Source organism: Arenimonas daejeonensis (assembly GCF_007993735.1).
Taxonomy (GTDB): domain Bacteria; phylum Pseudomonadota; class Gammaproteobacteria; order Xanthomonadales; family Xanthomonadaceae; genus Arenimonas; species Arenimonas daejeonensis.
This window is the reverse complement of the sequence record NZ_CP042453.1, coordinates 164,260-181,882: the sequence shown is the minus strand read 5'-3', so window position 1 is coordinate 181,882 and position 17,623 is coordinate 164,260. Positions and strand designations below refer to the sequence as shown.

The following is a 17,623-nucleotide window of genomic DNA, read 5'->3' as shown; positions in this document are numbered from 1 at the left end:
CAAGGAGAACCACATGGCCAAGATCGAACTGCGGGTGCCCGACCTGGGCGACGACAAGGACGTGCCCGTCATCGAACTGCTGGTCGCCGTCGGCGACACGGTGAAGAAGGACCAGGGCCTGGTGACGCTGGAGTCGGACAAGGCGACGATGGAGGTGCCGGCGAGTGCGGCGGGCAAGATCGTCGAGCTCAAGGTTAAGTTGGGCGACACCGTGTCGGCGGGGGATGTGATCGCGATTGCCGAAAGTGATGCGGCCGCTGAAGCACCCAAAGCGGCCGCCGCGGCACCAGCGAAACCCGCGGCGAGCTCGCCCCCACCCCAGCCCTCCCCGCGAGCGGGGAGGGAGCCAGGTTGCGGTGCCTGCCGCGGCCACCGGCACGGGCCGCAAGGCCGACATCGAATGCCGCATGCTGGTGCTGGGCGCCGGCCCGGGCGGTTACACGGCAGCCTTCCGCTCCGCCGACCTGGGCATGGATACCGTGCTGGTCGAGCGCTACGCGAACCTGGGCGGCGTCTGCCTCAACGTCGGCTGCATCCCGTCCAAGGCCCTGCTGCATGCAGCCGAAGTGTTGACCGAGGCGAAACACGCGGCCGACTTCGGCATCAGTTTCGGCGAGCCGAAGATCGACCTAGACAAACTGCGCGCGCACAAGGACAAGGTCGTCGGCCAGATGGTCAAGGGCCTGTCGGGCATGGCCAAGGCGCGCAAGGTGCGCACGGTGACCGGCACCGGCGTGTTCGTGTCGCCCAATGAAATCGAAGTGTCCGGCGAGGATGGCAAGAAGCTGGTGCGTTTCGAACACTGCATCATCGCGGCGGGTTCGCAGCCGGTGAAACTGCCCGGTTTCCCGTGGGACGACGCGCGTGTGATGGATTCCACCGACGCGTTGTTGCTGGCCGACATACCGAAACAGCTGCTGGTGGTCGGCGGCGGCATCATCGGCCTCGAGATGGCCTGCGTGTATTCGGCGCTGGGCAGCGCCGTCACCGTGGTCGAGTTCATGGACCAGCTGATGCCGGGCGCCGACAAGGATCTGGTCAAGCCGTTGGCCGACCTGCTGAAGAAGCGTGGTGTTGCCGTGCACCTGGGCTGCAAGGTCGCCAAGGTCGACGCGAAGAAGGACGCGCTGCACGCCAGTTTCGAAGGCGGGTCGGTGCCGGCGAACACGAAGTACGACCGCGTGCTGGTGTCGGTAGGCCGCACGCCCAACGGCGGCAAGCTCGACGCGGGCAAGGCCGGTGTCGTCGTTACCGACCGCGGTTTCATCCCCGTGGACCGCCAGATGCGCACCAACGTGCCGCACATCTTCGCCATCGGCGACCTGGTGGGCCAGCCGATGCTGGCGCACAAGGCCACGCACGAGGGCAAGCTGGCCGCCGAAGTCGCCTTCGGCGAGAAGAAGGAATGGGTGGCGCGGGTGATCCCGTCGGTCGCCTACACGGATCCCGAGATCGCCTGGGTGGGCGTCACTGAAACCGAAGCCAAGGCCAAGGGCCTGGCGATCGGCGTCGCCAAGTTCCCTTGGGCCGCCTCCGGCCGCGCGGTCGGCATCGGCCGCACCGAAGGTTTCACCAAGCTGATCTTCGACGAACACACCGACCGCATCATCGGCGCCGGCATCGTCGGCGTGCACGCCGGCGACCTGATCGCCGAACTGGCGCTGGCGATCGAGATGGGCTGCGAAGCCGCCGACATCGGCCACACCATTCACCCGCACCCGACGCTGAGCGAGTCGGTGGGCATGGCGGCCGAGATCCAGGAAGGCAGCATCACCGACCTCTACATCCCGAAGAAAAATGAAAGACACCCGGTGCGTTGCGCCGGGATCGTTCCTGGCGATAGGCCGCCGTACGTGAGGTCGCTTTCCGGGGACGCCGTGAACCCATCCCTGGGGGCTCTTCGAAAACGTCCATGTTTTCGAAGCCCCGGAAAGCGACCTCACGCACGACGACCTGCGGACCGTCCGGGCCGGGCTATCGAGTTCGTGACGGCGCACGCCGGATAAAACGACCACGAGCACTTGATCTACTTGCGCAGCAAGCGCGTCAGTGGAAGGCGACGTAGCACACGCCGCAGAGCACCAGCACGCCGACCAGGTCCAGCACCGCGCCTTCGCGCAGCATGTCCTGCGCCGTGACCTGCCCGCTGCCGTACGCGATCGCATTCGGCGCCGTCGCCACCGGCAGCATGAAACCCACACTGGCCGCCAACACCGCCGGGAACATGAACAGCGCCGGATCCACCCCCACCGCCACCGCCGTCGCCGCCAGGATCGGCATCAACAGCACCGCCGTGGCCGTGTTGCTGGCGATCTCCGACAACAGCACCACCCCGCCGACGATACCCAGCAGCAACAGCGGCAAGGGCAGGGCGTTCAGGCCGGACAGGCTTTCCGCCACCGCCGTGCTCAGGCCCGACGTCTGGAACGCCGACGCCAGCGCGATGCCGCCGCCGAACAGCACCAGCGCGCCCCAGGGGCACCCGTTCCGCCGTTTCCCAGTCCAGCAGCTGGCTGCCGCGGCCATCGGGGATCACGCACAGCGCGACCACGGCCAGCAACGCCACGCTGGCGTCGTTGGCGCCGGGCAGGTTGAGCCAGGTGCTCCAGCCGCCGAAGGGTTCGCTGCGCAGGATCCAGGCCAGTGCAGTCAGCGCGAACACCCACAACACGCGTTTTTCACCCGGCGTCCACTGCCCGCTTTCCGGCAACACCGCCGCCGGCGCTCCGCCAGGCCGCGGCCCAGCCACCAGCCCATCAGCGGCAGGAACAGCAGCACCACCGGGATGCCGATCATCATCCAGTCGATGAAGCCGTAACGGGTGCCGGTGGTTTCCGCATACACCTGCATGAACACCAGGTTCGGCGGCGAACCGATCGGCGTGCCCAGGCCGCCGACGCTGGCGGCATAGGCGATGCACAGGATCAGCGGCGCGTGCAGGCGCTTGTCCGGATAACTTTCCAGGATCGCCAGCGCCACCGGCAGCATCAGCAGCGTGGTCGCGGTGTTGGAGATCCACATGCTGACCACGCCGGTGGCGGCGATGAAACCGTACAGCAGGCTGCGCCCGCTGCCGCCGCCGAAGGCCCGCACCATGCCCAGCGCCAGCCGCCGGTGCGCGCCGCTGCGTTCGAGCGCGCGCGACAGCATGAAACCGCCACCCAGCAGCAGGATCAGTTCATGCCCATAACTCTGGGCGACCTGCTTGGCGTCCAGCACGCCCATCAGCGGCAGTACGGCCAGCGGCAGCAGCGCGGTCACCGGCCCCTTCACCGGCTCCAGGATCCACCAGGTCGCGCACCAGGCCGTCAGGCCGACGGTGACGGCGAGCGCGTGCTCCGCACCGCGGAAACCGAGCAGCAGGTAGATCGCCAGCGCCAGCAATGGGCCGGCGGGCAGGGCGAAGCGGCGCAGGGTCAAAGTCACGGGTACTCCGCGGCGGACGGTACGGGCGGCCACCATACAATGCCGCCCCGTGGCGCCGGAACGTGCCGGCGTTTCAGCAAGCGCAATCCGCGCCTGCCGGAGCGGTAGTGCGCCCGTCTATAATCGGGACTGGTTGCCCGTCGGAGTCGCACCCCATGGCCTCGGTAAAGATCCTGTCCCAGCGCGCCGCGCGGGAATTCGCCGACTTCATGCGGCTCGAATCCTTCGGCGGCGTGCTGTTGGTGATCACCGCGATCCTGGCCCTGATCGCCGCGAACTCGCCGCTGGCGGGCTTGTACGCAGACATCTTCCACGTGCCCGTGCAGGTGCGCATCGGCGAGCTGGACATCAACAAGCCGCTGCTGCTGTGGATCAACGACGGCCTGATGGCCATCTTCTTCCTGCTGGTGGGCCTGGAGCTCAAGCGCGAGATGCTGATCGGCCAGTTCGCCGACAAGAAGCAGATCGCCCTGCCGGCGGCGTGCGCCGTGGCCGGCATGGCCGTGCCGATGGGCATCTACGCCTTCGTGAACTGGGGCGACCCGGTGGCCATGCGCGGCGTCGCCATCCCCGCCGCCACCGACATCGCCTTCGCCCTGGGCGTGCTGGCCCTGCTGGGCTCGCGCGTGCCGCTGGCGCTGAAGATGCTGCTCACCGCGATCGCGGTCGCCGACGACCTCGGCGCGATCATCATCATCGCGCTCTACTACACCAGCCACCTGTCCTTGCTGTCCCTGGGCGTGGTGATCGCCTCCATGGTCCTGCTGATGCTGATCAACCGGCTGGGCGTGACCAAGATCACCGCATACCTGCTGATTGGCGTGGTCATGTGGGTGGCGATGCTCAAGTCCGGCGTGCACGCGACCCTGGCCGGCGTGATGCTGGGCATGACCATCCCGCTGGACAGCGCGAGGAACGATGGCAAGGGCCCGCTGGAACTGCTCGAGGACGCGCTGCACCCCTGGGTCGCCTACGGCATCCTGCCCCTGTTCGCCTTCGCCAACGCCGGCGTGTCGCTGGCCGGGCTCAGCCTGTCCAGCCTGGCCGAGCCGGTGCCGCTCGGCATCGCCCTGGGCCTGTTCGTGGGCAAGCAGGTCGGCATTTTCGGCACCGCCGCGGCGATGATCGGAACCGGCCTGGTGCGCCGCCCGGACGGCGTGACCTGGGGTGGGCTGTATGGCATGTCGATCCTCTGCGGCATCGGATTCACCATGAGCCTGTTCATCGGTGCGCTGTCCTTCGACGCCAGCCACGCCGACCTGCTGGTGGCCAACCGGATCGGCATCCTCTCCGGCTCGCTGGTGGCGGCCCTGTTCGGATATGCCGTACTGGCCTGGCTGCTGCCGCGCAAGACCGGATGAAACGCTGGCTCGTGTTCGGCCTCACGGGCCAGGTGGGCGTCGCACTGCGTGCTGCGCTGGCACCTGGCGAGGCCGGATTGCTTGCCGTATCACGCCAACCACAGGCCGCGGCGCCCGGCCTGGACTGGTTGACCGGCGAGTTCGGCCCCGGACTCGATCCGGGCGAAGGGTTCGATGCGGTACTCAGCCTTGGTCCGCTAGACCGGTTCGCAAGCTGGTTCGAGGCGTGCGGTCTGGCGCCCGAGCGGGTCGTCGCGCTGGGGTCCACAAGCGTTCACAGCAAATCCGGCTCGCCCGATCCCGAGGAGCGCGCGCTTGCGGCGCGGCTCGCCGAAGCGGAGGAGCGGCTCGCCAGTGCCTGCGTGGCCCGCGGCAGCGCGCTGGTACTGCTGCGGCCAACCCTGATCTACGGGGGGCGAGCGGAGCCTGAGCCGGATCGTCGGCCTGGCCCGGCGCTGGCATTGGCTGCCCCTGCCCCGTGACGCCACCGGCCTGCGCCAGCCGGTGCATGCCGGCGACTTGGCGGCGGCGGTGCTGGCCTGTCTGAGGGCGCCGGCACCCCGGGTCGGAAGATATGACCTGCCGGGTGGGGAAACCCTGTCTTACGACGAGATGCTGCGGCGCGTCCTCGCGGTCGCGGCTCCCCGGTCCCGGCTGGTGCGGGTGCCCGGGCCACTGTTCCGGGCCGGTGTCCGGATGCTCACCATGCTGGGTCTGCGGGGGGCGGGCGAGGGCCTGCTGGCGCGATTGAACCGCGATCTGGTGTTCGACGCCGGGCCCGCCGAGCGCGACCTGGGCTATGCGCCGCGGGCCTTCCAGCCCCAGGCAGACATGTTCCGGCCCTGATGCTGCGTCGCAGCAGCGACCCCGCCGGTCGGGACCATACGCGGGAGCATTGCCATTTCCTAACGAACATTTAATATGCCTAGAGGAAATGCTCTAGAGTCTGGGGGAGCCAGAACGCCATGAAGAACAGTTCCATCACGACGCGCCCACAACCGTCGCTTGCGCCCGCCGCCATTGGCGGTGCTCCGAATTCCGCTCGCACGAACCGACCCGAGGAAGCACCCATGAAGAAACTGCACGCACACCACGGGCTGGTCGCTCGTGCCCCGCTGGCTGCCGCCGTCGCGCTCGGCCTGCTGATGGCCCCGGCCGCCCAGGCCTTCGAGTTCTCGCGTGGCGAACTGACCGGCAGCCTGGACACTACCTTGTCCTACGGGTACTCCTGGCGCGTCGACGACCAGGACCCGAACCTGATCGGCAAGTCCTGGTTCAACCCGCTGCTGTGCACCCAGAACGTCCCGCTGGGCCCGATCCCGGTCGGTCCGGGCCGCTGCACGGGCGCCGGTGGCGTGCCGGGTTCGCCGGAGCAGATCGCCGCGCCGGGCCGTTTCTCGGCCAACCGCGACGACGGCAACCTCAAGTACGACGAGGGCGACGCCATCTCCAGCGCCGTCAAGATCACCTCCGAGCTGGGCGTGAACTGGCGCACCTGGGGCGCCTTCATGCGCGCCACGTACTTCTACGATTTCGAGAACGAGGGCCGCGACGACCTGACCGAGATCGCGCAGGACCGCATCGGACAGCGTTTCCGCATGCTCGATGCCTTCATCTACAAGGACTTCGAGCTGGGTGACGACGGCGCCTTGGGCGGCACCGTGCGCGTCGGCCGCCAGGTCGTGAGCTGGGGCGAGGGCACCTTCATCCAGAACGGCATCAACGTGATCAACCCGGTCGACCTGTCCGCGCTGCGCGTGGCCGGCGCCGAGCTGAAGGAAGCCTTCCTGCCGATCGACATGGCCTGGGGCTCGATCAACCTGTCCGAGAACGTCGCGCTCGAAATGCTCTACATGTTCGAGTTCGAGGAAATCGAAGTCGATGCCGCCGGCACCTACTTCAGCTCCAACGACTTCGGCACCCCGGGCGGCACCTACGTGATGCTGGGCTTCGGCACCACGCCGCAGCCGGTCTACAACCCGGAGCGTTTCTTCAGCACCTGCTATGCCGGCCCGGCCGGTTATGCCACCTCCGACCGTTTCGGCGACCTGTCCGCCATCTACGGCCCGGCCACCGCGGCGCAGATCGTGGCGATCGGCTGCGGCAACGCCGTGGGCCGCCTCGAGGACCGGGCCGCCGACGACTCCGGCCAGTACGGCATGGCGTTGCGCTGGTACGCCGAGGCGCTGAATGAAACCGAGTTCGGCTTCTACTTCCTGAACTACCACAGCCGCGTGCCGCTGCTGTCGGGCCGTGCGGTCAACAACCCGGTCGTCGGCGCCGCCTCCGGCCGCTTCTTCGTCGAATACCCGGAAGACATCCAGCTGTTCGGCGTGAGCTGGAACACCACGCTGCCCGGCGGCGTCGCCTGGCAGGGCGAGGTCAGCCACCGCCCGAACGCGCCGCTGCAGGTCGACGACGTCGAGCTGCTGTATGCCGCGCTCAGCCCGCTGAACCCGTTCATCCCGGTGCCGGCGCTGCAGTTCAACAGCCAGCTGGGCCAGTACGCACTGGGCCAGGAAGTCCGTGGCTGGCGCGAGCACGAGATGAGCCAGGTGCAGATGACCTTCACCAAGGCCTTCGCCCAGGTGCTGGGTGCCAACCAGCTGGCCGTGGTCGCCGAAGTCGGTGCCACCGAGGTCTGGGACCTGCCCCCGCACTCCGAGCTGCGTTATGAGGGCGAAGGCACCGACACCGGCGGCGGTTGCGACGTGGCCGACGTGCTGGCGGCCGGCTTCCCGGGCGCCGGCGTGCTGCAGTTCGGCTGCATGCGCAACCCGCAGACGCTGACCGGCGGTTTCCCGACCGCGTTCTCGTGGGGCTATCGCCTGGCCGCCCGCGCCGACTATTCCAGCGCGTTCGGCACCCGCTCACGCTGTCGCCACGCCTGGCGTTCAACCATGACGTCAACGGCATCACCCCGGGACCGGGCGGCAACTTCATGGAAGACCGCAAGTCGCTGACCCTGGGCGTCGAGGCCAACTACCTCAACCAGTGGATCTTCGACCTGAGCTACACGCAGTTCAGCGGCGCCGAGCAGTACAACCAGATCCACGACCGCGACTTCGCGTCGTTCACCGTCAAGTATTCGTTCTGAAGCCACAGGGAGGCAGAGGATGAAAATCAACAAGAAGCACGCCCTGGCCATCATGGTCAGCGCAGCGGTACTCGCCACCGGCATGGCTCAGGCCAAGGTCACGGCTGAAGAAGCCGCCAAGCTCGGCACGACGCTGACCCCGGTCGGTGCCGAGAAGGCCGGCAACGCGGCCGGCACCATCCCTGCATGGGAGGGCGGCATCGTCCGTCCGCCCGCGGGTTTCCGCGTCGGCACCTTCCATCCGGATCCGTTCGCGGCCGACAAGCCGCTGTACTCGGTCACCCGCGCCAACCAGGCGCAGTACGCCAACGTGCTCTCGGCCGGCCAGAAGGCGATGTTCGCCAAGTACCCGACCTTCCGCATGGACGTGTACCCGACCCGCCGCAGCGCCTCGTTCCCGCAGCGCACGTATGACTTCACCAAGCGCAACGCCACCCAGTGCACCCTGGTGGCCGATGGCGAAGGCATCCAGAACTGCGCCGAGGGCATCCGTTCCCGATCCCGAAGACCGCGCACGAGGTCATCTGGAACCACAAGCTCAAGTACAAGGGCCTGTCGGTGATCAGCTACTCGAACCAGGCGGCCCCGACGGCCGGCGGTGCGTTCACGCTGATCAAGCTGCGCGAGGAGATCCTGGGCCTGTACTACAAGCCGGGCAACACCACCGAGAACATCAACAACATCCTGCTGTACTTCAAGCAGGAAGTGCTCGGTCCGGCGCGCCTGGCCGGCCAGGTGCTGCTGGTCCATGAAACGCTGAACGCCAAGGCCGCGCCGCGCCAGGCGTGGGTGTACAACCCGGGGCAGCGCCGCGTGCGCCGCGCCCCGAACGTCGCCTACGACAACCCGGGCACCGCGTCCGACGGCCTGCGCACCAACGACATGACCGACATGTTCAACGGTGCGATGGACCGCTTCACCTGGACCCTGGTCGGCAAGCAGGAAATGCTGGTGCCGTACAACGCCTACCGGGCCCACAGCGACAAGACCAAGGTCAAGGACCTGATCCGCCCGGGCCACCTCAACCCAGACTTCATGCGCTACGAGCTGCATCGCGTGTGGGTGGTCGAGGCCAAGCTCAAGGCCGGCCAGCGCCACATCAACAGCCGCCGCACGTTCTACGTGGACGAGGACAGCTGGCAGATCATGGCCATGGACCACTACGACGGCCAGGGCAACCTGTGGCGTTATTCCGACGCGCCGTCGGTGAACTACTACGAGGTGCCGACCTTCTGGTCCACCCTCGAGACCCACCACGACCTCAAGTCCGGCCGCTACATCACCATGCTGCTGGACAACGAGGACAAGCCGCGCGACTTCGGTTACCAGAGCACCCCGGCGAACTACTCGCCGCAGAACCTGCGCACCGCAGGCGTCCGCTGATCCGAAGCAACTGAACCACCCGCCGCGCCCGCAAGGGCGCGGCGGCGTTCCGGGCCCCGTACCATCCGGGACCAAGGAAGGAGGAAACGATGCCCAGAACCGCCCTTCGCGGCACGCGCCTGTCCGGCGCCCTGCTGCTGGCCTTGGCCCTCCGCTGGCGGCGCAGTCGCCCGAGACGACCGAGGCGGTTGAAGACCCGGCGACTGAAACCGCCGAAGCCGGCATGGCAAGCGATGATGTGGCCACCGAGGCGCCTGTCGCCGAAGCCGCACCCGCCGACCCCGCCCTGCTGGACGCCGAAATCCTGCCGCGCGCCAGCCGCTCGATGCTGCTCGACGCCGTGCGCACCAATGCCGGTTATTTCGTGGTCGGCGAACGTGGCCACGTGCTGGTCTCCGAGGACGGCAAGGCCTGGACCCAGGCCGCCATCCCGACCCGCGCCACCCTGACCTCGATCGCCAGCGCCGACGGCATGCTCTGGGCCGCCGGCCACGACGGCGTGATCGTGCATTCCACCGACGGCGGCCAGACCTGGACCCGCCGCCGCGCCGCGCCCTGGAGCTACGACATCGTCGACCCCAGCGAAGGCGTGCCGGTGATGGACCTGCTGTTCACCGACGCCAGCCACGGCTTCGCCATCGGCGCCTACAGCCTGATGCTGGTCACCACCGATGGCGGTGTCACCCGGAGCCCGCGCAGCGTGCTCGGTGATGCCGACGAGGAAGACGCGCTCGCCGACAGCGGACCGGCGGCCGACACCGGCGACGACTGGACCTTCGACGCCTCCGACCTGGAACTGGATGCCGAGGCCGACCCGCATTTCAACGCCATCACCCGCGCCGGCTCCGGCGACCTGGTGATCGTCGGCGAACGCGGCGCCTTCTTCCGCTCGCGCGACGGCGGCGAGACCTGGGAGCGCAAGCGCCTGCCCTACGAGGGCTCCATGTTCGGCGTGCTGGCCTGGGAGGGCGAGCACCTGCTGGCCTTCGGCCTGCGCGGCAACGTGCTGGAATCGCACGACCTGGGCAGCACCTGGACCGCGGTCGAGACCGGCGTCAGCACCAGCCTGATGGGCGGCCACGCGCTGGCCAACGGCGGTGCGATCCTGGTCGGCGCCAACGGCGTCGTGCTGATGCGCCCCGACGCCGGTTCACCGTTCGTGGCCACCACCTTCGAGACCGCGACCGGCGAAACGCCGCTGCTGTCGAACGTGCTGCCCGCCGGCGACGCCGGATACCTCGTGATCGGCGACAAGGGCGCCGACCTGTACCGCCCGCAGTGACGGAGAAGCAATGAGCCTGCCCAACGCCCAACCCGGCCCGTTCGCCCGCTTCGCCGAGAACATCGTTTTCGGCAACCGGCCGCTGATCCTCATCGTGTTCACCGCGATCACGCTGGCGATGCTGTATTTCGCCAGCCAGCTGAAGGTGGATGCCGGCTTCAAGAAGCAGGTGCCGCTGCAGCACGAGTACATGCAGACCTTCCAGGATTACGAGGCCGAGTTCGGCGGTGCCAACCGCGTGCTCGTGGCCGTGATCGCGAAGGACGGCGACATGTTCGACCAGGAGTTCCTGAAGACCTGGAGAACGTCACCAACGAGGTGATCAACCTCGATTCCACCGACGACGCCCGTTCGCGCTCGCTGTTCACGCCGAACGTGCGCTTCATCGAGGTGGTCGAGGACGGCCTGTCGGGCGGCAACGTCATCCCGCAGACCTTCACCCCGAACGTCGAGGGCTTCACGTCCACGCCCGAGGACTTCCAGGCCATCCGCAGCAACATCATCAAGGCCAACATCGTCGGCCGCCTGGTGGCCAAGGACTGGTCGGGCGCCATGATCTGGGCCGACCTGATCCCGGAAAGCGACGTCAACAAGGTGGACTACCAGCAGGTCGCCGACCAGTTCGAGGCGATCCGCACCAAGTACGAAGACGAGAACCACACCGTCCACATCATCGGTTTCGCCAAGGTCGTCGGCGACATCAGCGACGGCGCGCGTTCGGTCATCAAGTTCTTCGCGCTCACCATCGCCTTCACCTGGCTGCTGCTGTTCCTGTACTCGACCTCGGTCAAGCTGGCCAGCCTGACCGTGGCCGCGGCGCTGGTGTCGGTGGTGTGGATGCTGGGTGCGCTGAAGCTGATGGGCTTCGGCATCGACCCGATGAACATGCTGACGCCGTTCCTGATCTTCGCGATCGCGGTCAGCCACGGCGAGCAGATGATCAACCGCTTCCGCGGCGAGATCTTCTTCGGCGGCCTGGAAGAGGGCACGGTGGAGGAACTGCGCGCCCGTTCCAGGACGCGGTCGAACCGCTGGAAGCCGCCCGCCTGTCGTTCCGCATGCTGCTGATCCCGGGCACCGTGGCATTGCTGGCCGGCTGCATCGGCTTCGGTGCCATCATGGTGATCCCGATCGACATGGTGCGCGAACTGGCGATCACCGCCACGGTCGGCGTCGCCCTGACCATCCTCACCGACCTGGTGCTGTTGCCGGTGCTGCTCAGCTATACCCGGCTGCGCAACCTCGAGCGCAAGCGCGAGTTCCGCCTGCGCCAGCTGACCCGTTTCGACCGCGTGTGGGCCGCGCTGTCCCGGCTGTCCAAGCCCGGCCGGCGCGGCCGCGGCGGTGATCCTGGTCGGTGCGGTGGTGTGGTTCTTCGCCTGGCAGCACGGCAACAAGGTGATGATCGGCGACGCCCAGAAGGGCGTGGCGGAGCTGCGCCCGGATGCCCGCTACAACCAGGACGCGGTGCTGATCGCCGAGAAGTTCGCGCTGGGCGTGGACATCATGAACGTCATCGCCGAAGCCGGCCCGTCGGCCTGCACCACCAGCTATGCCGCGATGGAGCTGATCGACCGCTTCGCCTGGCACATGGAGAACGTCGAGGGCGTCGAGCAGGTGATCACGCTGCCGGCCGCCGCCAAGATCGTCAACGCCGGCTGGAACGACGGCTCGGTGCGCGCTGGCGCGTGCTGCCGCGCGACCCGGACACGCTGCGCCAGGCCACGCAGAGCTTCGAGACCGACTCGGGCCTGCTCAACGCCGACTGCAGCGCGATGCCGATCACCATCTTCACCTCGGACCACCAGGCCACCACCATCGACCGCGTGGTCGCGGCGGTGAAGGACTTCCGCGAGAAGAACAACGCCTACGTGGAAGGCAACCTGCAGGTGAAACTCGCTGCCGAGGCTGCCGAGACCCCGACTTCACCTCCGACCAGGTCAACCTGCGCCTGGCCACCGGCAATGTCGGCGTCGCCGCCGCCACCAACGACACCGTGCGCGAGTCCGAGCACACCATCCTGTACCTGCTGTACGCGGCGGTGTTCGTGATGTGCTGGATCAGCTTCCGCAACCCGCTGGCAGCACTGTGCGTGCTGCTGCCGCTGGTGCTGGTGACCGAGCTGGGCCACTCGCTGATGGTCGAACTGGACATCGGCATGAAGGTCAACACGCTGTGCGTGGTGGCGCTGGGCGTCGGCATCGGCGTGGACTACGGCATCTACATCTTCGCGCGCATGCGCGAGTCGATGCTGCAGGGCCGCACCGTGGCCGAGAGCTATTTCGTCGCGCTCAAGACCACCGGCATCGCGATCTTCTACACCGCGCTGACCCTGGCGGTGGGCGTGGCGATGTGGATCTTCTCGGACCTCAAGTTCCAGGCTGACATGGGCATCATGCTGACCTTCATGTTCGTGGTGAACATGATCGCCGCCATCATCTTCCTGCCGGCCCTGTGCCGCTGGCTGCTGCGGCCGCGCGAGAAGGACGACTGGACGCCCAAGCTGTAAGGGAACGACGAGCGCAACAAGAGAGCGGGCTCCGGCCCGCTTTCTTTTCTGGACTGGCTCAGAGTTCCTCGGCGACCGGCGCCGGGCGCGCCTTGGCCTGGCTGCGCAGGGCGATCACCAGGATGCCGCCCAGGGTCATGGCGCCGCCGATCAGGAGCTTCGGGCCCGGGCGGTCGCCCCAGAAGGCCAGGCCCAGGCCGATCGCGAACACCGGCGTCAGCAGCAGCCACGGCATCACCTTCGCGACCGGGTGGCGCTGGATCAGCGTGTAATAGATGCCGTGCCCGATCAGCGAGGCCACGACCGCTGCGTAGGCCACGCCGATCCAGGCGGTGCTGCTCAAGGCTGGCAACAGGGCGAAACCACCGGGTTCCAGCCACAGGCTGAGTCCCAGCAGCGGGCCGACGCCGATCACCGCCGTCCAGGCCTGCATGCCGTAGCGGTCCACGCCGGCCAGGCCACGCATCAGCACCGTGCCCACCGCCAGGAAAAACGCCGACACCAGCATCAGGCCCAGCGAGGCCGGGTTGTCCAGCACCAGCGGATCGAAACCCAGCACCAGCACGCCGCCAAAACTCAGCGCGATCGCGGTGCCGGTGCGCCAGGCGAAACGTTCCCCAGCAACACCCACGCCAGCAACACCGTCATCGGGATGTAGCTCTGCATCACGATCGCCGGCGACGACAGGTCGCCCGCAAGTTTGAGTGCCCAGAAACTCAGCCCGAAGTGCAGCACACCGGTGCACAGGGCGATCGCAATCAGCCGCGGCCATTGGCCCGGCCCCGGGCGGCGCAGGAAAGCGCCCAGCAGCATCGCCAGCAGTGCCAGGCGCAGGCCGGTGAACAGCAGCGGCGGCATCTCCCGCAGCGCCAGCGCCGAAGTGAGGAAATTTCCGGCCCAGGCCAGGCAGACCAGCAGCGCCAGCAGGAGATCGCGCAGGGGCATCGGAACGTATCGCGCCGGACAGGGGCGCACAGTGTGCCCGATCCGCCGCGACAAGGTCCGCCTTGCCCCTTCGCCGCGCCTGCGGCAAAGTCGGCGGGCGCGTTTGCGCGACTTTCACCTGGGGAAAATTATGGAAGCTGCCGGTGCCGCCATCGGGGCCATGCTGTTGATGTTCGTCGTATTCGTCGTTTTCTACCTGCTGGTCGGCGGATTGATCCTCAAGTTCTCGGTCAAGCTGATCGAGAAATTTTCGCCGTCCTACGGGCGTTCGGTGCTTGCCGTGCTGCTGGCCGGCATCATCAGTTTCGTGGTGTCGGTCGGCCTGACGCTGGTGTTCGGACTGGGCGCCGGCCTGGGCGCGGATGCCGATCCCGAGGCCGCGATGGCGGCCATGGGTGCCATGTCCCTGCTGATCAACCTGGTCAGCATCATCGTCGGCTTCGTGGCGATCGCGTTCTCGATCAACCTGCTGATCAAGCGCCCGGACGGCAGCGCCCTGGGCTTCGGCCGCGCCTGCCTGGTCGCGGTGCTCTACACGGCGATCATGATCGTGCTGTTCGTGATCATCGGCATCGTACTGGCCGTGGTGTTCGGCGCGGCGCTGGTGGGCCTGACCGGCGCGGGGGCCTGAGCAGACCGTGGTGCGCGGGCGGTTCGCCGCCCGCGCACCATCGCCGCGTCAGTGCGACCAGCCGAGCTTGCGGTAGAGCTTGTCCAGGGTCCACAGCGGCCCGACCAGCAGGTAGCTCAGGTCGGTGAAGAAGCTGGGCTTGCGGCCTTCGATCTTGTGGCCGATGAACTGACCGATCCACGCCACCACGAACACGGCCAGCGCCAACCAGCCCAGGTTCGCGCCGCCGATCGTGTCCCACAGCCAGCGGTTGAGGAAACCTAGGGCCACGAACACCACCAGCATGCCCAGCGCCAGCGGTCGCGACAGCCGCCAGTACCAGGCCCAGGCCAGGAACATCGCCACCGCCATCCAGGCGCCGGGCTGGGCGATCGCCGCGGGAATCGGGATGATCCAGAGCCCCGCCGTCACCGACCACAGGATGGCCGGCACACAGACCAGGTGGATGAGCTGGTTGGTCGGGTTGACGTGGTCGCCCGAATAACTGAACAGCCAGCGGTCGATCGGACGGCGCGGATCGTCGATGTCCGCGACTTCGTGGGTGCTTGCCATGGCCGGGCTCCGTACGGGCGGGAATGGCCCATCATAGACCCGGCCCGCGGCCGCGGCATCAGTCCAGGCGGATGTCCGCCAGCCGGTCCAGCGCCTCGGCGTATTTGAGGCGGGTGCCCTCGATCACCCCGGCCGGTACATGCGGCCCGGGCGCCGTCTTGTTCCAGTCCAGCGTTTCCAGGTAGTCGCGCACGAACTGTTTGTCGTAGCTGGGCGGGCTGATGCCGACCCGGTACTGGTCGGCCGGCCAGAAGCGCGAGGAATCCGGCGTCAGCATCTCGTCCATCACGTGCAGCACGCCGTGTTCGTCCAGGCCGAACTCCAGCTTGGTGTCGGCGATGATGATGCCGCGCTCCGCGGCATAGGCCGCCGCGAACTTGTAGATCGCGAGCGTCGCCGCGCGCAGCTGCTCCGCCAGGTCGGCGCCGATCTTTTCCACCACGGCCTCGAAGCTGACGTTCTCGTCGTGGTCGCCGACAGCGGCCTTGGTCGAGGGCGTGAAGATCGGTTCCGGCAGCTGCTGTGCCTGCTGCAGGCCGGCGGGCAGGGTGATGCCGCAGATCGCGCCGGTCTTCTGGTAGTCCTTCCAGCCGCTGCCGATGATGTAGCCGCGGGCGATGGCCTCCACCGGCACCGGCCTGAGCTTCTTGGTCACAACTGCGCGGCGTGCGTACAGCGCGGCATCGACGCCGGCGGGCAGGTTGGCGGCCACGTCCTCGTGGGTGAGGTGGTTGGGCATCAGGTGCGCGGTCTTGTCGAACCAGAAGTTGCTGATCTGGCACAGCATCTCGCCCTTGCCCGGGATCGGGTCCGGCAGCACCACGTCGAAGGCCGACAGCCGGTCGGTGGCCACCATCAGCAGGCGGTTGCCGGGCAGCTCGTAGACGTCGCGGACCTTGCCGCGGTGGATCAGGGGCAGGCCGGGCAGGTCGGAGGTATGCAGGGTGGTGGGCACGGGAGGCTCGGCACGCGGAGGAGGGCGCCATTGTAAAGGGCCGCCGGCCGGGGCGGGACCGCTGCCACCCCCGGAGTTCGCGGTCGGGGCCGGCTGATAGAATCCCGCCATGCTCAAACGCCTGCTGATCCTGCCGTTCGCGGCCGCCTCCCTGGCGGCCTGCGCCGACCCTGCCGCTCCCGCCGCCGCCGCAGCACCTGCCACGGCGCCGGAACGGCCCGCGAAGCTCGGCCTGTGCGTGGCCTGCCACGGCGTGGACGGCGCGAGCCGCGTGGCCGGCACGCCGCACCTGGGCGGCCAGGACCGGCAATACCTCGAGCGCGCCCTGTCCGATTACCGCAGCGGCAAACGCCAGCAGGTGCCGATGACGTCGCTGGCCAACAGCCTGCAGCCGGCGGATGTGCAGGCGCTCGCGGCCTGGTACGCCGCCCAGCCCGGATTCCGGAATGGAGACGCCCGATGAGGTGGTACGGAAAACTGCTGGGTTTCATCGCCGGCTGGCTGCTGCTGCGCCACCCCGCCGGCGCCCTGGTTGGACTGCTGATCGGCCACGCCTTCGACGCCGACTGGTTCCGCCCGAAAAATACGATCCCTATGCGGTGCTCGGCCTGGCCGAGGACGCCAGCGACGGAGAGGTGGATCGCGCCTACCGGCGCCTGATCGCCCAGTACCACCCCGACCGGTTGACCGGTGCCGCCGACGAGCTGCGCCTGCAGGCCGAAGACAAGGCGCGCGAGATCAACGCCGCCTACGACCGCATCCAGAAACTTCGCCGCCAGGCCTGAGGCCCGCCATGTCCGACTGCATCATCGCCCCGTCCATCCTGTCCGCGAACTTCGCCAGGCTCGGCGAGGAAGTGGACAACGTCCTGGCTGCAGGCGCGGACTGGGTGCACTTCGACGTGATGGACAACCATTACGTGCCCAACCTCACCATCGGTCCACTGGTCTGCGAAGCACTGCGCAAGCACGGCGTCACCGCGCCGATCGACGTGCACCTGATGGTGAAGCCGGTCGACCGCATCGTGCCGGACTTCGCCAAGGCCGGAGCCACCCTGATCAGTTTCCATCCCGAGGCCAGCGAACACGTGCACCGCACGGTACAGCTGATCAAGGCCAGCGGCTGCCAGGCCGGCCTGGTGCTGAACCCCGCCACGCCCGTCGAAGTGCTGGACTACGTGCTTCCCGAACTCGACCTGGTGCTGCTGATGTCCGTGAACCCGGGTTTCGGCGGCCAGGCCTTCATTCCCTCGGCGCTGGACAAGCTCAAGCGCGTGCGCGAACGCATCGACAAGCTCGGAAAGAACATCCGCCTGGAGATCGACGGCGGCGTGAAGGCCGACAACATCCGCGAAATCGCCGCGGCCGGCGCCGACACCTTCGTCGCGGGTTCGGCGATCTTCAATGCGCCGGACTACAAGACGGTGATCGCGCAGATGCGCGCCGAAGTGGCGGCTGCGCGACGCTGAAATTCCGCGGGCCG

Annotated in this window: 19 protein-coding genes and 3 pseudogenes; 16 read left to right on the top strand and 6 right to left on the bottom strand. The window is 67.9% G+C overall.

The window, feature by feature from the left end:
* Positions 1 to 13: 13 nt before the first annotated feature.
* Positions 14 to 1,796, top strand: a pseudogene (lpdA, locus tag FRZ33_RS00910) (dihydrolipoyl dehydrogenase); the annotation flags it as partial.
* 250 nt (positions 1,797 to 2,046) lie between these two features.
* Here the strand turns inward: lpdA and FRZ33_RS15670 are convergent.
* Together FRZ33_RS15670 and FRZ33_RS15665 are read right to left on the bottom strand one after the other, a co-directional pair.
* A complete protein-coding gene (locus tag FRZ33_RS15670) occupies positions 2,047 to 2,526 on the bottom strand; it encodes an SLC13 family permease (protein ID WP_227977968.1) in 480 nt (159 codons plus the stop codon).
* A gap of 123 nt (positions 2,527 to 2,649) precedes the next feature.
* A complete protein-coding gene (locus tag FRZ33_RS15665) occupies positions 2,650 to 3,426 on the bottom strand; it encodes an SLC13 family permease (protein ID WP_227977965.1) in 777 nt (258 codons plus the stop codon).
* 155 nt (positions 3,427 to 3,581) lie between these two features.
* Here FRZ33_RS15665 and nhaA point away from each other — a divergent pair, with 155 nt between their 5' ends.
* The 11 genes and pseudogenes from nhaA (at position 3,582) to FRZ33_RS14995 (ending at position 13,058) form a co-directional block, all read left to right on the top strand.
* Positions 3,582 to 4,787 (top strand): Na+/H+ antiporter NhaA, encoded by a 1,206-nt coding sequence (gene nhaA / locus FRZ33_RS00900; protein ID WP_146907045.1) that lies wholly within the window; start codon positions 3,582 to 3,584, stop codon positions 4,785 to 4,787.
* Positions 4,784 to 5,269, top strand: a complete 486-nt coding sequence (locus tag FRZ33_RS00895) for a hypothetical protein (RefSeq protein WP_146907044.1) — start codon at positions 4,784 to 4,786, stop codon at positions 5,267 to 5,269. The genes nhaA and FRZ33_RS00895 overlap by 4 nt, the downstream gene beginning before the upstream one ends.
* A gap of 22 nt (positions 5,270 to 5,291) precedes the next feature.
* Positions 5,292 to 5,633, top strand: a complete 342-nt coding sequence (locus FRZ33_RS00890; protein WP_158637034.1) for a Rossmann-fold NAD(P)-binding domain-containing protein — start codon at positions 5,292 to 5,294, stop codon at positions 5,631 to 5,633.
* Between the two features lie 224 nt (positions 5,634 to 5,857).
* Entirely contained in the window at positions 5,858 to 7,750 is a 1,893-nt protein-coding gene (locus tag FRZ33_RS00885) for a DUF1302 domain-containing protein (protein WP_158637033.1), read from the top strand.
* On the top strand, positions 7,663 to 7,884 hold the full coding sequence (locus tag FRZ33_RS16610; RefSeq protein ID WP_265468743.1) for a DUF1302 family protein: 222 nt from the start codon (positions 7,663 to 7,665) through the stop codon (positions 7,882 to 7,884). Before FRZ33_RS00885 ends, FRZ33_RS16610 begins: the two co-directional genes overlap by 88 nt.
* Positions 7,885 to 7,903: 19 nt before the next feature.
* Positions 7,904 to 9,267, top strand: a pseudogene (locus FRZ33_RS00875) (DUF1329 domain-containing protein).
* Between the two features lie 223 nt (positions 9,268 to 9,490).
* Complete coding sequence (locus FRZ33_RS00870; protein WP_146907040.1) at positions 9,491 to 10,549, top strand: WD40/YVTN/BNR-like repeat-containing protein; 1,059 nt, start codon at positions 9,491 to 9,493, stop codon at positions 10,547 to 10,549.
* Positions 10,550 to 10,559: 10 nt separating this feature from the next.
* Positions 10,560 to 10,871 (top strand): hypothetical protein, encoded by a 312-nt coding sequence (locus FRZ33_RS00865; protein ID WP_146907039.1) that lies wholly within the window; start codon positions 10,560 to 10,562, stop codon positions 10,869 to 10,871.
* Entirely contained in the window at positions 10,868 to 11,617 is a 750-nt protein-coding gene (locus FRZ33_RS00860) for an MMPL family transporter (protein WP_146907038.1), read from the top strand. Before FRZ33_RS00865 ends, FRZ33_RS00860 begins: the two co-directional genes overlap by 4 nt.
* Positions 11,608 to 12,600 carry an RND transporter family protein gene (locus FRZ33_RS15000; RefSeq protein WP_158637031.1) on the top strand — a complete coding sequence of 331 codons (993 nt, stop codon included), beginning with the start codon at positions 11,608 to 11,610 and terminating at the stop codon, positions 12,598 to 12,600. Before FRZ33_RS00860 ends, FRZ33_RS15000 begins: the two co-directional genes overlap by 10 nt.
* Positions 12,546 to 13,058, top strand: coding sequence for an MMPL family transporter (locus tag FRZ33_RS14995; protein ID WP_158637030.1), 513 nt, complete (start codon positions 12,546 to 12,548; stop codon positions 13,056 to 13,058). Before FRZ33_RS15000 ends, FRZ33_RS14995 begins: the two co-directional genes overlap by 55 nt.
* A 58-nt stretch (positions 13,059 to 13,116) precedes the next feature.
* Here FRZ33_RS14995 and FRZ33_RS00850 read toward each other — a convergent pair whose 3' ends face one another.
* Complete coding sequence (locus tag FRZ33_RS00850; protein WP_146907036.1) at positions 13,117 to 13,689, bottom strand: DMT family transporter; 573 nt, start codon at positions 13,687 to 13,689, stop codon at positions 13,117 to 13,119.
* Entirely contained in the window at positions 13,635 to 14,003 is a 369-nt protein-coding gene (locus FRZ33_RS00845) for an EamA family transporter (RefSeq protein WP_146907035.1), read from the bottom strand. The genes FRZ33_RS00850 and FRZ33_RS00845 overlap by 55 nt, the downstream gene beginning before the upstream one ends.
* Positions 14,004 to 14,133: 130 nt before the next feature.
* Between FRZ33_RS00845 and FRZ33_RS00840 the strand changes: the two genes are divergently transcribed.
* Complete coding sequence (locus FRZ33_RS00840) at positions 14,134 to 14,634, top strand: hypothetical protein (RefSeq protein WP_146907034.1); 501 nt, start codon at positions 14,134 to 14,136, stop codon at positions 14,632 to 14,634.
* 48 nt (positions 14,635 to 14,682) lie between these two features.
* On the opposite strand, the gene FRZ33_RS00835 is transcribed toward FRZ33_RS00840, so the two are convergent.
* Positions 14,683 to 15,186 (bottom strand): Mpo1 family 2-hydroxy fatty acid dioxygenase, encoded by a 504-nt coding sequence (locus FRZ33_RS00835; RefSeq protein ID WP_146907033.1) that lies wholly within the window; start codon positions 15,184 to 15,186, stop codon positions 14,683 to 14,685.
* Between the two features lie 58 nt (positions 15,187 to 15,244).
* A complete protein-coding gene (locus tag FRZ33_RS00830; RefSeq protein ID WP_146907032.1) occupies positions 15,245 to 16,141 on the bottom strand; it encodes a phosphoribosylaminoimidazolesuccinocarboxamide synthase in 897 nt (298 codons plus the stop codon).
* A 109-nt stretch (positions 16,142 to 16,250) separates the two neighbouring features.
* On the opposite strand from FRZ33_RS00830, the gene FRZ33_RS00825 reads away from it, so the two are divergent.
* From FRZ33_RS00825 to rpe, 3 genes and pseudogenes are all read left to right on the top strand, one after another.
* Positions 16,251 to 16,604 (top strand): c-type cytochrome, encoded by a 354-nt coding sequence (locus tag FRZ33_RS00825; RefSeq protein ID WP_146907031.1) that lies wholly within the window; start codon positions 16,251 to 16,253, stop codon positions 16,602 to 16,604.
* Positions 16,601 to 16,926: pseudogene (locus FRZ33_RS00820) on the top strand (J domain-containing protein). The gene FRZ33_RS00825 and the pseudogene FRZ33_RS00820 overlap by 4 nt, the downstream one beginning before the upstream one ends.
* Before the next feature lie 8 nt (positions 16,927 to 16,934).
* On the top strand, positions 16,935 to 17,609 hold the full coding sequence (rpe, locus tag FRZ33_RS00815) for a ribulose-phosphate 3-epimerase (protein ID WP_146907030.1): 675 nt from the start codon (positions 16,935 to 16,937) through the stop codon (positions 17,607 to 17,609).
* The last annotated feature ends 14 nt before the right edge of the window (positions 17,610 to 17,623 follow it).

Excerpts from the sequence above, each read along its gene's own strand:
- FRZ33_RS00825 (WP_146907031.1), top strand. The coding sequence starts at position 16,251 with ATGCTCAAACGCCTGCTGATCCTGCCGTTCGCGGCCGCCTCCCTGGCG.
- FRZ33_RS00835 (WP_146907033.1), bottom strand. The coding sequence starts at position 15,186 with ATGGCAAGCACCCACGAAGTCGCGGACATCGACGATCCGCGCCGTCCG.
- FRZ33_RS00840 (WP_146907034.1), top strand. The coding sequence starts at position 14,134 with ATGGAAGCTGCCGGTGCCGCCATCGGGGCCATGCTGTTGATGTTCGTC.
- FRZ33_RS15000 (WP_158637031.1), top strand. The coding sequence starts at position 11,608 with ATGCTGCTGATCCCGGGCACCGTGGCATTGCTGGCCGGCTGCATCGGC.
- FRZ33_RS00870 (WP_146907040.1), top strand. The coding sequence starts at position 9,491 with ATGGCAAGCGATGATGTGGCCACCGAGGCGCCTGTCGCCGAAGCCGCA.
- rpe (WP_146907030.1), top strand. The coding sequence starts at position 16,935 with ATGTCCGACTGCATCATCGCCCCGTCCATCCTGTCCGCGAACTTCGCC.
- FRZ33_RS00865 (WP_146907039.1), top strand. The coding sequence starts at position 10,560 with ATGAGCCTGCCCAACGCCCAACCCGGCCCGTTCGCCCGCTTCGCCGAG.
- FRZ33_RS15670 (WP_227977968.1), bottom strand. The coding sequence starts at position 2,526 with ATGGCCGCGGCAGCCAGCTGCTGGACTGGGAAACGGCGGAACGGGTGC.
- FRZ33_RS00885 (WP_158637033.1), top strand. The coding sequence starts at position 5,858 with ATGAAGAAACTGCACGCACACCACGGGCTGGTCGCTCGTGCCCCGCTG.
- FRZ33_RS00895 (WP_146907044.1), top strand. The coding sequence starts at position 4,784 with ATGAAACGCTGGCTCGTGTTCGGCCTCACGGGCCAGGTGGGCGTCGCA.
- nhaA (WP_146907045.1), top strand. The coding sequence starts at position 3,582 with ATGGCCTCGGTAAAGATCCTGTCCCAGCGCGCCGCGCGGGAATTCGCC.
- FRZ33_RS00845 (WP_146907035.1), bottom strand. The coding sequence starts at position 14,003 with ATGCCCCTGCGCGATCTCCTGCTGGCGCTGCTGGTCTGCCTGGCCTGG.